The organism is Paenibacillus gorillae, assembly GCF_000513275.1.
Taxonomy (GTDB): domain Bacteria; phylum Bacillota; class Bacilli; order Paenibacillales; family Paenibacillaceae; genus Pristimantibacillus; species Pristimantibacillus gorillae.
In genome coordinates, this window is the sequence record NZ_CBVJ010000112.1 from 1 (window position 1) to 13,903 (window position 13,903).

Sequence of the window (13,903 nt, forward strand, 5' to 3'; positions counted from 1 at the left end):
ACAAAAAATAATGTTGTATCTATCCTAAAAACTATATCACATTCATACTCTGTCTCATTGTCTCTTTTATATAAAGATGTATTCTGGACTTTCTTCATATTTAATTCCACTCTTGTCCTTTCTTCAAAACCACTTCCTCTAAAAGATAATTCTAATCTTCTATTCAAAAAGTTTGAAGCCAATGAACGAGGTATATCACTATTCGCAAGTAATGATGGAACTATAACATATAGATCATCGAGTTGAATAAATGGACAATCAAATAAATCTTGTGATTGTTTATTAAAGACAAATCCATTAAAAATCACTTCAAATTCAGTTCTATTAAAACCATTTCTAACAAAAAACATTTTCCATTGGTTTTTAGTCTTACTTAAACAATAATCCTTTAAATTATACTTATTTTTATTTCTTAGTTTTAAGAACTTTTTACTTTCTCCAACTAATAACTGATAAGCATATAACCATCTATGTAATTTAATGTTATCAACTAATTCTTCTAATGTATACGTCCCAAAAACTAAAGTAGATACTAGATGATTCAGCTTATCTTTTTCAGCATTTAATGCTCGTTCTTTATTTTTCACATCTTTATTATCATGATTAGAAGCAACCTTTCCTAAAATGGAAAATTCCCAACTGTTTTTTAGATTAATAAGTCTAATATTAGATACTAGATTATTTAGCTCGAAATCCTTATCAAGAATCTCAACCTTAACCATTTCCATTGCTGGATACTCTTCTATTTTTATATACGAATATTTCCATAAGCTCATCAAGTTATCTAGCTCAGTCCAATAAATACTGAAATCCAAATGTTTACTAGACGCATCTAATAATGCTTCAGAAATATCACTTTTATAGCGATTAAAAGCATAATTATTATAAATAAAACTTTTTAATATCATACCTGTTGATTCAGCTGCTGATTCAAAAAGGCCAGCTCTTACTCTCCAAGATTTAGTATTACTTACTTCAGAATGTATAGAACTTAAATATCGTTCCAATGTTAAGACATATGATACAACTGTATTATTACGATTCAATTCAGGATAATCTTTGAAATATTTATCTTTTTGTTCATTGAATTTACTGACCAATTTTAAAAATAATTTAGATTCTTTAATTAGTTCTTCTAATTTTGCAAACTCATTTCTTCCTAACTTATTTGCATAATGATCGGTAACAAGTTTAATTAGTTCGTTTGTTTTTTGTTCGCTGTATAAATTCAAGTAAATGCCCGAAGACCTTATTGAAGAAAGGAGAACATTAATGCCATATAGTTCATATTTATTATCAAGGTAAGCAATAAACTTTTTAGTACTCTTTTTCATATGTTTTTCTATTTCATGTATGTTAAAACTTTGAGGATTGCTTATTATCATCTGAATCACTCCCAAGTATACTAATAACCGAAGCCCACACTATTAAAATCCCCTGTAATATAGGTATCGCCCTAAAACGTTATAATATGATTTAAGTTTTAAGGAGAATAAAAAAATTTACTTCGTAATTAGTTTAAGACATATTGACCAAAGCGACATTGTATTATATGAAATCCCAAATCAATAATATCATTCCAAAATAACCATTGTATAGATTAGTAGATTTTTCGACGAGTTGAACAACAATTGCCGCAGAACGAACCAGTAGATTAAAACACCTTTATTAAAGATATTTTCGAGCTGGTCATACCCCTGTCAAGTAGAAAAATGAAAAAAAGCTAAGCTGCCAATGCGCATCGATACTCAACCAGTGCGAGTTGTTTTAGTTTGGCTTGAAAGCGGTGGTAGTTGTAGTAATAAATATATTCCTCCACCGCTTGCTGAATTTCTGCCCCTGAATTAAAATGGTTGAGGTAAAGCTTCTCTGTTTTGAGATGCGAAAAGAAGGATTCTATGCAAGCGTTATCCAGGCAGGTTGCTTTGTGAGAGTGGCTGCCTTTAACGCCGAATACTTCTAATCGTTTGTTGTACGCTTGAGACGTGTATTGGAGGCCTTGATCCTAATGGAGCACGGCTTCCGAAACGTTTTTTTTTCTTGTCCACTGTTCAATCGTGTCCAGCAACGAGTTGCACGTCGCTTCGTTTTGACAACTGCCACACGACAATCTCGTTGTTGAATAGATCCTGAATAACGGACAGGTAATGAAAGTCCGTGCCGTCCGAAATATACGTAATATTGGTCACCATTTTTTGTTGGGGTGCCGTCGCATGAAATTGACGTTTTAAGCGATTAGGATAGACGACAGAAGGCGTGTAACTGGACTGCTTTTTCTTCTTTCGAATCATCGATTGAATGGATAACTCCATCATCATTCGCCATACCTTTTTGTGATTTACGTTGTAGCCTGCCTCCCATAAGGCGTTCGTCATGCGAGGGTTGCCGAATTCTGGATGCATAAAATGAATGGCCAGCATGTGTTCCTGATCTCATGATTCCGGTCTTGTCTCGCTTCGCGCTGGGGCTGTGTTGTTCGCCATTTGTCATAGCTGGCTCGTTTTATCCCTGCAATAGCCAACAGTCTTGAAATGCTGTATTGGAGACGCAATTCCTCCATTATTTCATAATTTTGACATGAGGTGAGTTTCTCTCCTTTACTAGATTTGGATACCGCTTTTTTAGGTAATCCACCTACGCCTTCAAATAATCCTGTTCTTCCTCGACACTGGCAAAGATAGAGCGAGGACGCCCCTTCATTGGATTCGGCTCCTTGCCTTTCCGTTCGAATGAATCCCCCTTCTGCCATTTTTTTACCCAATCCTTCAGTTGGGAACAGTTACGGAACCCCTTCCCATTCGGCTACGACCTTGTAGCTGGCTGAGCCTTCTACATACGCTTTTATTGCCTTCAATTTGAAGTCTTCAGTATATGTTTGAAATGTTTGTCCCTTTTTAGCCATAAAAAATATCCCCTCCAATTTACACTCAAAAAAAGCCTCCATGATAACATGAAGGTTTTTTGAGTGTCTACTTGAAGGGGATAATACCAGGCGCAGATTCAGCCCCGGTTTTTTACGTTATCATCTCTGTTGTTACCACACACTCGCATAAGCATAGTTCCGTATCGTGCCGTGATAGCGATACCACGGAGAAGCGTTTTCCTGTTGAGCATAAAACAGCGTCACTTCCGCTTCAGGATCGATAACGACATAACAGCCTCTAGCGCCGTCCCAGCCAAATTCACCATTGTGGCTAAGAGAGTTATTGTCCTCGCGATTCATCATCGTTCTGACACCGAGGCCATAGCCGTAGCCATACTTGCTTTCCCCACCGAATCGGTTAAAATCCTGCTGTGCAACAGGAGACAAGCGATTCCTGCGCATCGCATTCACCGTCTCCGGTCGCAGAATACGCTCACCGTTAGGCGCTAGACCATAGTTGCATAACGCTTCGGCAAACACAATATAGTCGGGAACCGTGGCGTACAATCCGCCGCCGCCGCTTTCATAAGCTCTGCCCGGCTGAAGGTTAAAGTTTTCGCCAATGCTTGCCGCCCGGTGAGTCTTGGCATTAAAGCTGTTGTACAGCTTGCAGAATCGGCTTTCATCTTTGAGCTGGAACGAAGTATCTTTCATGCCCAGTGGATCAAAAATATTTTGCTGCAAGTATTGTCCGAAGGTCTGTCCCGTTACCGCCTCAAGCAATCCTGCCAGCACATCATGGCAAACGGTGTATTGGAAGTGCGAGCCTGGCTCGAAAAGCAGCGGCTCCTGTGCCAGTGCCTTAATGACGGAAAGCGTTTGGCCTTCCCCATTGCTGTCGGCAATCGCTTTATTAACAGCGTCTGTATCGATCTTCTCGATACCCGCCGTCATCGTAAACAAATGCTCAATCGTAATGTGATGTTGAGCAGGACGCAGCTCCACCGTTCCATCTGGCAGTGTATGACGAACGGACATATCTCTAAACTCCGGAATGTACTCGTACAATGGATCGCTCAGTTTAAACTTCCCTTGTTCCAGCAGCTGCAGCAAAGCCGTGACGGTTATAACCTTAGTCGCAGAATACAATCTGAAAATGCTGTTCCCGCTAAAAGGCACCTGATTCTCCACATCTGAGAAACCGGTATAATGCTCATAAACAGGCTGGTGTTTATGATACATAGCAATACCAAGGCCGGGAATGTTTTTCTCGTTATAAAACGCTTCCAAATATGCAGTTAGCTTCGTAAAATTCATCGTTCTCCACCTGCCATTTCACTGAACTATGACTATCCTAATAGGCATTCTCCATTTAATTTTATCACTCCAGAACAGCCGCTGGATACTTCAATAATGCGACATGTATCCCTTATTTAACGACCTTAACTTGTTGCTAGAAATAAAGAGCCTGGCAGCTCCCACGCCAAGCTCTGAATTCGATCTGCCCGTTCTACTCGGCTGCCAGTTCCTTAACCACAGGCTTTCCAGCCTCAATCAGTCGTTTATTGCTGACAAAGAATAGGGCCAGAATTAATAGTAATAATCCGGTCCCCACAAGCAGCCATTCAATCGCAAAGACATCCGCAAGCGGACCGAATATCAGCATGCCTATTGGCATCATCGAAGTCGATATCATACCGAATACTCCGAAAATACGCCCCATATAGTCCGGGTCCACCTTTTCCTGCAGCAAGACCATTGTCGGCGTATTGACCATCGGCACGGCAACGCCATATATAGCCATCACCATTAAGTAAAACCAGAATATTGGCACGATACCCAGCACTAACGTGCATATAGCCATGATCAGATTAGCAGCAGTCATCGTATACACCTTGTTGCGGAAACCGCCCCATGATGCGATGATGGCTCCGCCAGCCATCATACCTACTGAAAAAGCGATCTCAATGCCCGTCAATCGCCAATAATCCTCTCCGAAGCTTCGCGTCACTTGAAGCGGCGTTAGAAAGGCAGCCGGTGCCATTAACACAAAGAAAAAGGCAAAAAAGATAAAAAGGGTTTTCAGAAAGCTATGGTTCTTAATGTAGGCTAAACCCATCTTGAAATCATCCATATAACTGGTCGTTTGTTGATCCAATGCTTTCTTGTGTGCAGGGATTTTAAGATAGAAGAACAAGGTAAAGATCGCAATCGCCGCCGTAACGACATCAATGAAAAATATGATTTCAATGGTTGCCACAGAGAGCAGTGTCGCACTGACAATAGGCGCAACGAACATCATCAGCGCTTGAAGCGTTCCATTAATTCCGTTGACCTTGGTCAACTTATCCTCCGGTACAATTTGCGGTAAAATCGCGGCCACTGCGGGGGTCTGAATTCCCGCTCCCAGTGCTCGAACGGCTGCAATGACGAACAACAGCCACGGCGCATCATATCCGGATAAGAAAGTAACAGCCAGAAACAGCGTAACCGCAGCAATCATGCCATCCGCTATCATAATCAGATATTTCCGGTTGAAACGGTCTGCCCACACACCGGCAAACGGCGACAACAGAAAGGTAGGAATGAATCCGCACACGATAAATAAAGTCATCATGACTCCTGATTTCGTCGTCAGCGTGATATGCCACATAATGGCGTATTGCACGAGTGCAGAGCCGAATAATGAAATGGTTTGACTGCTTAGAAAGAGAATGATATCCCTTTTCCAATTCTTTTTTTCTACGATATTTGTCATTTTCCACACCCTTTTTGAATATATAATTTCTTCATAAAATAAAGACTGAACATCGTTATTAATTTACCATATATCAGGCTTTGCTTTCAGCATGTTAGACCGTTTTTTATCCCTGTCACCACAAGAAATATCAAGCGTTGCCGATGAATAGCATGTATCCTTATATAGAGGAGGCGAAACGTATACCATGGACATATCGAGAAAGCTGGAGATGGAGCGGCTGCACATTGAACAAAAGGAACTATTTGATTCGCATGTGCTTAACCTATTAAATGGACAGTTTATGTATGAGGAATTTAAAGAAAATAACATAATGGGAGAATCGGATTCCGCCCCGTTTAATGAAGCCATGTGCGTGAATGCCACGACAGAACGCATTTTCGAGCAAGATTTTATACGGACTCGGGCGTCGGGTCATCATGAAACCGAAGAAACCTATATTAAGAAGGTCATCGAGCCTCTGCAAAATCTTATAGATAAACATAGATATGAGAGTATCGTCTTGTGGTTTGGCGAAGACATGTTCTGTCAAATGAATCTGCTTACTATACTCGCCTATCTGGAACAGTCCGGCTATGAAGGGAAAGTCATCTTGAGCAGCTTCAGGGAGGATGAGTTCAGAACAAGTCAAACCGAGATTAGATTGGGGCACTATCTTGATGTTTACAAAGAGGTACTGGTCATGCATACCAGACCATCCTATGAACTTCTGCCCGTTATGTATCAGGCCATAGAGATCTATCTGGATATGTTGAATGAGGATAACGCAGTAACCCGTTATATCGCCAAAAATAAAGAGCTTATAGAATCTGAGCTGCTCCATCAATTATTCGAGCTCTTCCCGGCAGTAGGATATGGAGACACCCAATATGCAGAGCTCATTCATAAAGTAAAATAACACTAACAAGATGGACAATAACAAAGGGATAGAGCCGTTAGGATAGCTCCATCCCTATTTGTCATGATATCACACATCATTTCAATAAGATTAGCCATCAGCAGAAATGGAATGAACAGGTATACTTTAAGTGTCCCACAAATGAAGAAGTCGATGACATAGCCTTGTTGCGATCAATAAACACTATAAGGGAGGAATTTATAATGATTCGTGCAGCTAAAAAAAGATTGGCATTGCTGTCTTTAAGCGCCGCTCTCTTGTTGGCATGGCCAGCTGGTGCATTCGCCGGCTCGGATACAGGTATCAGATTTGGCCATACTTATACGTTTACTAACGGCTATATCAGCAATGGCGCATGGGCGCAAACTAATTTCTCCTATCAAGGTGCACCTAAAGAAGTCACATTGAATTATACGTATAGGAATTTAAGTAATATGACTGTGGTAACGGCAGCTCCTGTAACCAATACCAACAGCACTGCCCCCGCTTATGCACTAATTCTAATAACCAGCGGGATTAGTATTCAGGCAATCAGCGGATACAGCTCGCATCTCATTGACTTCACATCTCCGCCAATGAAAAACACACATTTGCCTATTTAAGTAATCGATAACGCATACAAATGAGACATTGTTAACGAGAAACGCCCTGTTTTAGAACATGACGCCGTTAGCAATGTCTCATTTTGTGATGGAAAGACATTACTACTGTTCTGACTTCATTAATGGGGAAGCTTTGCTTATAAAACACATGATTAATACGTCTAAAAAAGATAAAACAAAAAAAGTAAATTGACTTATTTTTTAATTATATGTATTTATTTGTTATTAGGGGCAGGGAAAATAAGGAGGAATTAATAATGATTCGTGCAGCTAAAAAAAGATTAGCATTGTTGTCTATAAGTGCAACACTCTTGTTGGCATGGCCAGCCGGTGCATTTGCCGGTTCGGATACAGGTACTAAATTTGGCCATACTTACAAGTTTACTAACGGCTATATCAGCAATGGCGCGTGGGCACAAACTTATTTCTCCGATCAAAGCGCACCTAAGGAAGTCAAACTGACTTATACGTACCAAAACCTTAGCACTATGACTGTCGTAACGCTAGGTCCTGTAACCAATACAAGCAGCACTTCCGTTGCCTATGCACTGGTACAAGTTCCGAATGGAATTAGTCAGCAGCCCGTCAGCGGATACAGCTCGCATTTCATCAATCTTGGAACGCCATCTATCGTAAACACACATTTGCCTATTTAAGTAACCGATAACTCATAGAGGATACCCTGCTCCGTCCTTCATGATTGATCGAAACGGAAATGTTTTGGAAAGGAGGCGTACTGCGATAACCTATACAGCTGGCACCTGGCGCGATATACGCCGCCAATCGATAATCTTACTGCTCTTTTTGAGCTTGACTATGCTTTTTATTAGCGGCTGCACAGACGGGACTGAGCAGACCTCTGCTCTAACAAACAGCCCGGAACCCGTTCAGGAAGCACTAAAGCCGGAAGACTACGAATCATTATGGCCCGGCAAGAAGAAGCTGATTTGGCTTTCTGATAGCGAATTGCTTTATAGTTCTTCCAAGGACGTTCTAACCGAATTCAATAATACACTGCTGGCTAACGGTGCCGACTTCGTTGTAGAATTCTTAAATGCGAAAGCAAGCAGTGTTCAGGACTATTATGATTTGATACGGAGATTGAAGCAGGAGGGCAAGCAGGTTGATTTGCTAAATACCGGATCAGGCTCGTATGACGTGAACATTCGCACCTATCCGGAGGCTGTCCGGGATGGTTTGCTGGAGCCTTTGGATGAATACCTCCAGACAAAGGACGGAAAGCTGCTGTATGATCATATCCTTCCCAGCTCGTGGGAGATGGTTACATTAGACCGTCATATTTATGGTATACACCCTATGCCCACCGCTGCCGCTAACCTATATCTATTTACTAATAAACGCATACAGGAAAAATATAAGATCACACTGCCTGAGCACATATCCGGCTTGGATGAACTGCAATCTGCCTTGACATTGGCGGCAGAAGAAAGCAAGCAGGATCAGAAATTTGTACCGCTGTACATCTGGCTAGGGTCAGGGAAAGAAATGAGCGGGTATGATTTTCTGGGCAGCAGCGGAATAGCGGTACGCCATACAGAAAGCGGCGCCCCTCTCGCCTTTAATCCTTACGCGGAACCAAATGTACAACAATTGCTTCAAACGTTGTCTGCATACAAGGAAGCAGATTACACGAAGGAAGGACAAGCATTCGAAGAGGTCTTGAAAGGGAATTTCTTTGCTTTCGTTACCTACGCCTATCCCTCCACCTATCATGACGGCAAATTGCAGTTGGGCATAACAGACCCTATTCTTGATGTGAATGCGCATCTTCTGCAAGATGGGATGAATTTTCAAGCGGTTAATGGCATTAACGGAGTGGCTTCATGGTCTACTCATAAAAAAGAAGCCTTTCAATTGTTAACGCTTGTGAACACGAACAGCGAACTTTCCAACCTGCTCCGGCACGGCTTTAAGAAAGCTGACGGCAAGCCGCAATTTAAAGATATGGAAGAGATGATGCGCGGAATCGCATCTCCATCCAATAATCTGATTACGGCTCCAGTCGGCTTGGAGACAACTAACAAGCTGAACGACTATCGGGACTATGCAGCCAGCTTCTCAATGTCTCCTGCAGCAGGCTTCACGCTAGATGAATCAAAAATCAAAGCTGATCTGGCAGCAATCGGAGAAATCAATCGAAAGTATGAGGCGTTATGGACGGGGAGTAAGGATGCCGGTGCCGAACTTGTTAAGGCCAACCAGGAGCTAAAAGCAGCTCATATTGATCAAGTGCTTATCGAGGTTAATAAACAGCTCGACAGCTGGTGGAAGGCAACGCATACCAAATAAACAATCCAAAGTACATTACGGCATCGATGATAATAAAAGGTACGGATGCAAAGTCCGTCCTTATACAAAGGAGACATTGCTTATAGCAACGTACTGTGTAGACAGGAAGCTGCCAGCAATGTCTCCTTTTATGATAAAGTGCAGTTCTGCTTATAGTTGAAACAGGTCATTCAGCGCTTCACTCATTGTAGGATGTGTGAAAATAAAATCTCTAAGCAAGGTATAAGGCTGCTCCAGCTCCATCGCCATCCGAACGATATTAATCATCTCCTGAGATGATGCGCAGAATAGCGTACAACCTAGAATGGCATCGGTTTTAGCGTCGATTACCGCTTTCAGTAAACCCTTCGTTTCTTCTGTCAGTTTGGCTCGAGGGATAGCTGCGGCAGATAGTGTAGATATCTTCACTTCATAGCCTTGGGCAATAGCCTCTGACTCTGTTAATCCTACTCGTGAGAGCGGCGGGTCAATAAAGACAGCATACGGGATATTCTTACGCTGAACCAGGCTTCGGTTCCCGCCTTTCAAATGATCAAGAATAATACGAAAGTCATCCAGCGAAATATAGGTAAATTGCGGACCGCCTTTAACATCACCTAAGGCATAGATGTGTGAAATATTAGTTTGAAGCACTTCGTTGACTTCAATAGCGCCTCTATCACTTACCTTCACTCCGGCTTGTTGCAGCATGAGCCCTTCGGTATTGGGTTTACGGCCTGTTGCAATCAGAATAGCGTCGCCTTCCAAAGTATACGTAAGGTTCTTGGCATCAGATACGGTAACCAGCGCTCCGTGTTCTTGATCCTGCACAGACTGGACGGTTACACCTAGTTTTATCTCACCCCCTCGCTCCTGTAGACTTTGCCGCACCGCTTCGGCAATCTCGCGCTCTTCCCTCGGAAGAAAAGATTGATTACCGTCCAGCACTGTTACCTTTGCACCAAAACCCGCATACATAGAGGCAAATTCAAGTCCAATATACCCTCCGCCAATAATTAAAAGCCGCTTCGGAAGCTCTGTCTGCTCCATCAAGGTTGCACTGGTGTATACATGCAGACTACTCTCCAAACCTGCTATACCAGGAATCACGGGTGTCGCTCCGGTGTTGATAAAAATCCGCTCACCAGAAATCGTTTCTATGCCTTCCTCACTTTGAATGGAAACCGTATGAGAATCTTCAAACGAAGCTTTTCCTGTATAGATGGTCACCGTTTCTTGCGAATCCAGGTTATCAAAAAACTTGTTGCGAAGCGTCTCTGTCAATTTGTTTTTCTTCGTAATCGCCATAGAATAAGCAGCCGCCTGTTCAGCGAAAGTCTGGTAATGCATGAGCTCCGAAAGCTTGGCATGATGTACTAGAGCCTTGGTCGGGATACAGCCAACGTTAACACAAGTACCACCGTACATGACCTCAGATTGCTCAATTATAGCTACCCGCTTGCCCTGATTCGCGAGTGCAGCCGCCAATGTCTTCCCGCCTTTGCCGAACCCTATGATGATAGCTTCATACTTCTTCATCTTCTCAACTCCTTCTTATCTGTCAGCCTGAAATACCCAATATGAAACGGGCTTGTGATTGATTGACGGCAGCCGTTCTTCTTCCTGTCTCTACAGCACCGCATTTCTTTAAATCCTGTAATACGACCGTAACGCCTTCCCTTGTGGCGCCAATCATATTGGCAATCTCCTGATGAGTTAAATCTAGTTCAATAACGGTAAAAGCGCCCTTTTGTTCACTCCCGAAGCGTTCGGATAATTTCAACAGCAAATGGAGCACCCGGGACCGGAGATCGCCAATAGCCATTTGCTCTAGCATCTCATCCCGCTCCTTGAGCATTTTGCTGAATTCCGTTAAAAATTTCATTGCGAGATGGGGGCGTTTTGTTAGAAAGTTCTCGAAATTATCTTTTGGAACCGAACAGAGCACTGTCTCCTCCATGGTTTCAATATATAAGCCATTTGTTCCGAAGGAAAAGCTCGCAATCTCACCAAACATATTTCCTTTGCCCAGAATACCTGCTGTAAACTGCCGGCCCTCCCCATCAAGCTTGTACAAGCGCAGCTTCCCTTCCTTAATGAAAAAGAGGCTGTCCCGTACCATATCGGGGGTTTGGATAACTTGCCCTTTGGCAATTGCATTAAAATGAACCATCGGGGCCATATGATCCAGTTCTAGCAAGTCCTCCTGCGGCAGAGCCTCGAAAATACTTATTCTTGACATGTACCACAGCTTATCTTTCATGATTGTTTTAATGCCTCCTCAATCTGCCCTCTGTCAAACGAATGAAAGCTCCTGCCACTCACGATGATGAACGGTGTGGCGATCCCCCCAAGCGCCATCATCTCTTCCTGACCTTCCTTGCTTCCGGTAATATCCACTTCTTTAAAAGCCAGCTGCTCCTTGCGAAAAAACTGAACAGCTTCCCGGCAAAATTGACAATATGGGCTTGTATATAACGTTATTTCATTACTATCGTTTAATTTATTGAAATTCATCTTGAATTGCATGCCTCCTTGCCGCTCCTGCCTACACTATATCATGTACCCTAGAGCCCTTCTGTAAGCTGGCTTACACAACATCATTAATTTCTTTTGTAATCCATCTTACATACTAGGATGGACTATGAATCTTACAATAGGGACCAGAGGCAAGGCAGCGATGCAGTGAATGCTTACTGCTCAGCTTACTTTATAGTCATCCCTAGGAGGAATTTTCTTATGCAACTTAACCCGCAAACTACCGCTTTAGTCTTGACTGATCCACAAAATGAATTTCTGGTTCCTGGCGGTGCAGGATATGAACTAACTAAAGAAGTCATTAAGGCCAACAATACGCTAGAAAATATGGAGTCCCTATTAAAGGCTGCCAAAGAAATGCAGTACCCTGTCTTTGTATCGCCGCACTATTACTACCCGCATGATCACAAATGGAGTATTCTGAGCACCGGTGAAGAAATGATGCACAATATGAATATGTTTTACAAAAACAATGCCAATGAAGGTGCGGCTCCAGGCTCGGGCGCTGACTTTGTTGAGGTTTTAAAGCCTTATTTGGAGGATGGCGAAACCGTCATCGCCTCACCTCATAAAGTGTTTGGCCCGGAATCCAATGATTTGGTTCTGCAGCTGCGCAAGCGTGGTATTAGCAAAGTCCTTCTGGCTGGTATGAACTCCAATATTTGCGTGGAATCACACATGCGGGCCTTGGTTGAGCAAGGCTTTGAAGTAGCTGTTGTTCATGACGCCACAGCTGCACCCGGCATGGAGGCATATAAGGCCGCAATGGTAAACTTCAGTTTGCTGTGCAGCGCGTCTTGGAGCACTGCAGAGACAATCACCAACATGAAGTAAACCTTGATTGAAGCATTTCACCGACGGCCGAACCAGAAGTATACAAATAAAGAAGCTGCTCTGCCGACGCAGAACAGCTTCTTTTGTTTATGCATATAAAACGGGATTTTGCTTCCACCCATTCAACACAAGGTTAACCTTCAAAAACTCAAGGCACCGGTAAAAATGTTGGCATTGGCGGCATGAAAGTTGGTGTAGGGAACGGGAATGTAGGGAACGTAGGCACTGGTGGCGGTGTCTCTACTGGTGTCTCGACCGGTGGTGTCTGTTCTGGTGTTTCCACCGGCGGCGGAGTCTCGACTGGCGGTTCCGTCTCTCCCGGTGTCGCTGTTGGTTCCGGTGTCGCTGTTGGTTCTGGCGTCTCAGTTGGCACTGGCGTCGCTGTTGGCGATGACGTCCGGGCTGGTGCTGGAGTCGCTGCAGGTGACGGCGTCACTGTTGGCGACGGAGACGGAGACGGCAGATCAATTTTGTCTGCTTGCTTTGCCGCTTCATATGAAGTCACTACGAGCAGGTCACGCGTAGCGTTCCCCTTGCCGCCGAACGTACCGTCCGTATTGTTGCTCAGAAGCTTCAATTCCAAAGCTGCGGCAACATATCCTTTGGCCCAATCCGAGACAGTTGTGTCATCGACCTTCTTCTTATCGTCGGCAGATTGACCAAGTCCTCTAACAAGGAAAGTCGCAAGCTGCTCCTTCGTTACTTTCCCAGCCGGATCAAACTTCCCTTCTCCTACTCCGTCCGTAATCCCCGCAGCCTTAACCGCTTCAATATAAGGCAGAGCGAAAGAATCGCTTGGCACGTCCTTAAACGATGATGTCTGTGGAGCGTCATCCATTTTAAGTCCAAAAATTAATGAAGCAACCTTAGCAAATTGCGCCCGGTTCATTTCTTCCTTCAAACCAAATTTCCCTTCATCGACACCATTGAACACGCCCGCTGCGATTAACGCATCAAACTTCGCCTTCGTGGCAGCGTCCAAATCCTTCAAATCGGAAAAATCAGCTGAAGTCTTTGCCGCCAGCGCAGTCATCGCACCAGTCAAGCTAATGGCTGTGCAAATAGCCAGCGCTGCAATCCAACCTTTCAGTCTCATCCTCATGTCTCCCCCGTTTCATCAA

At 43.3% G+C, this 13,903-nt stretch carries 13 protein-coding genes and 2 pseudogenes; 5 read left to right on the forward strand and 10 right to left on the reverse strand.

Annotated features, from left to right (window positions below; genetic code table 11):
* The 6 genes and pseudogenes from TY10_RS21325 to TY10_RS21345 form a co-directional block, all read right to left on the reverse strand.
* A partial coding sequence (locus TY10_RS21325) for a hypothetical protein (protein WP_042168008.1) occupies nucleotides 1–1,385 on the reverse strand: 1,385 nt, incomplete at its 3' end.
* 338 nt (nucleotides 1,386–1,723) lie between these two features.
* Nucleotides 1,724–1,939: pseudogene (locus tag TY10_RS32615) on the reverse strand (IS3 family transposase); the annotation flags it as partial.
* A gap of 112 nt (nucleotides 1,940–2,051) precedes the next feature.
* Complete coding sequence (locus tag TY10_RS30600; RefSeq protein WP_155986005.1) at nucleotides 2,052–2,420, reverse strand: IS3 family transposase; 369 nt, start codon at nucleotides 2,418–2,420, stop codon at nucleotides 2,052–2,054.
* Between the two features lie 359 nt (nucleotides 2,421–2,779).
* A complete protein-coding gene (locus TY10_RS32150; protein ID WP_272945318.1) occupies nucleotides 2,780–2,902 on the reverse strand; it encodes a hypothetical protein in 123 nt (40 codons plus the stop codon).
* Between the two features lie 132 nt (nucleotides 2,903–3,034).
* Nucleotides 3,035–4,180, reverse strand: a complete 1,146-nt coding sequence (locus TY10_RS21340) for a serine hydrolase domain-containing protein (protein WP_042168010.1) — start codon at nucleotides 4,178–4,180, stop codon at nucleotides 3,035–3,037.
* A gap of 193 nt (nucleotides 4,181–4,373) precedes the next feature.
* A complete protein-coding gene (locus tag TY10_RS21345) occupies nucleotides 4,374–5,621 on the reverse strand; it encodes an MFS transporter (protein ID WP_042168013.1) in 1,248 nt (415 codons plus the stop codon).
* Between the two features lie 154 nt (nucleotides 5,622–5,775).
* Between TY10_RS21345 and TY10_RS21350 the strand changes: the two are divergent.
* The 4 genes and pseudogenes from TY10_RS21350 to TY10_RS21365 form a co-directional block, all read left to right on the forward strand.
* Nucleotides 5,776–6,519: pseudogene (locus TY10_RS21350) on the forward strand (AraC family transcriptional regulator); the annotation flags it as partial.
* Between the two features lie 203 nt (nucleotides 6,520–6,722).
* Nucleotides 6,723–7,121, forward strand: a complete 399-nt coding sequence (locus TY10_RS21355) for a hypothetical protein (RefSeq protein ID WP_042168018.1) — start codon at nucleotides 6,723–6,725, stop codon at nucleotides 7,119–7,121.
* 257 nt (nucleotides 7,122–7,378) lie between these two features.
* Nucleotides 7,379–7,777 carry a hypothetical protein gene (locus tag TY10_RS21360; protein WP_042168020.1) on the forward strand — a complete coding sequence of 133 codons (399 nt, stop codon included), beginning with the start codon at nucleotides 7,379–7,381 and terminating at the stop codon, nucleotides 7,775–7,777.
* A 160-nt stretch (nucleotides 7,778–7,937) separates the two neighbouring features.
* Nucleotides 7,938–9,431 (forward strand): DUF3502 domain-containing protein, encoded by a 1,494-nt coding sequence (locus TY10_RS21365; protein ID WP_042168023.1) that lies wholly within the window; start codon nucleotides 7,938–7,940, stop codon nucleotides 9,429–9,431.
* Between the two features lie 150 nt (nucleotides 9,432–9,581).
* Here TY10_RS21365 and TY10_RS21370 read toward each other — a convergent pair whose 3' ends face one another.
* Genes TY10_RS21370 through TY10_RS21380 form a run of 3 tightly spaced genes read right to left on the reverse strand, consistent with a single transcriptional unit; the run spans nucleotide 9,582 to nucleotide 11,927 of the window.
* Nucleotides 9,582–10,949 (reverse strand): FAD-dependent oxidoreductase, encoded by a 1,368-nt coding sequence (locus tag TY10_RS21370; RefSeq protein WP_042168026.1) that lies wholly within the window; start codon nucleotides 10,947–10,949, stop codon nucleotides 9,582–9,584.
* Nucleotides 10,950–10,971: 22 nt separating this feature from the next.
* Nucleotides 10,972–11,673: a Crp/Fnr family transcriptional regulator gene (locus TY10_RS21375; protein WP_042168030.1), complete on the reverse strand. Its 702-nt coding sequence runs from the start codon at nucleotides 11,671–11,673 to the stop codon at nucleotides 10,972–10,974.
* The gene (locus tag TY10_RS21380) at nucleotides 11,670–11,927 is read right to left on the reverse strand and encodes a glutaredoxin family protein (RefSeq protein WP_162160660.1); all 258 of its coding nucleotides are present in this window, start codon (nucleotides 11,925–11,927) and stop codon (nucleotides 11,670–11,672) included. Before TY10_RS21380 ends, TY10_RS21375 begins: the two co-directional genes overlap by 4 nt.
* A 222-nt stretch (nucleotides 11,928–12,149) precedes the next feature.
* Between TY10_RS21380 and TY10_RS21385 the strand changes: the two genes are divergently transcribed.
* On the forward strand, nucleotides 12,150–12,782 hold the full coding sequence (locus TY10_RS21385) for a cysteine hydrolase family protein (protein WP_042168035.1): 633 nt from the start codon (nucleotides 12,150–12,152) through the stop codon (nucleotides 12,780–12,782).
* Nucleotides 12,783–12,930: 148 nt separating this feature from the next.
* On the opposite strand, the gene TY10_RS29115 is transcribed toward TY10_RS21385, so the two are convergent.
* Entirely contained in the window at nucleotides 12,931–13,878 is a 948-nt protein-coding gene (locus tag TY10_RS29115) for an S-layer homology domain-containing protein (protein ID WP_052350692.1), read from the reverse strand.
* Between the last annotated feature and the right edge of the window lie 25 nt (nucleotides 13,879–13,903).

Coding starts and splice junctions, on each gene's coding strand:
- TY10_RS30600 (WP_155986005.1), bottom strand. CDS start 2,420: ATGCTGGCCATTCATTTTATGCATCCAGAATTCGGCAACCCTCGCATG.
- TY10_RS32150 (WP_272945318.1), bottom strand. CDS start 2,902: ATGGCTAAAAAGGGACAAACATTTCAAACATATACTGAAGACTTCAAA.
- TY10_RS21340 (WP_042168010.1), bottom strand. CDS start 4,180: ATGAATTTTACGAAGCTAACTGCATATTTGGAAGCGTTTTATAACGAG.
- TY10_RS21345 (WP_042168013.1), bottom strand. CDS start 5,621: ATGACAAATATCGTAGAAAAAAAGAATTGGAAAAGGGATATCATTCTC.
- TY10_RS21355 (WP_042168018.1), top strand. CDS start 6,723: ATGATTCGTGCAGCTAAAAAAAGATTGGCATTGCTGTCTTTAAGCGCC.
- TY10_RS21360 (WP_042168020.1), top strand. CDS start 7,379: ATGATTCGTGCAGCTAAAAAAAGATTAGCATTGTTGTCTATAAGTGCA.
- TY10_RS21365 (WP_042168023.1), top strand. CDS start 7,938: ATGCTTTTTATTAGCGGCTGCACAGACGGGACTGAGCAGACCTCTGCT.
- TY10_RS21370 (WP_042168026.1), bottom strand. CDS start 10,949: ATGAAGAAGTATGAAGCTATCATCATAGGGTTCGGCAAAGGCGGGAAG.
- TY10_RS21375 (WP_042168030.1), bottom strand. CDS start 11,673: ATGAAAGATAAGCTGTGGTACATGTCAAGAATAAGTATTTTCGAGGCT.
- TY10_RS21380 (WP_162160660.1), bottom strand. CDS start 11,927: ATGAATTTCAATAAATTAAACGATAGTAATGAAATAACGTTATATACA.
- TY10_RS21385 (WP_042168035.1), top strand. CDS start 12,150: ATGCAACTTAACCCGCAAACTACCGCTTTAGTCTTGACTGATCCACAA.
- TY10_RS29115 (WP_052350692.1), bottom strand. CDS start 13,878: ATGAGACTGAAAGGTTGGATTGCAGCGCTGGCTATTTGCACAGCCATT.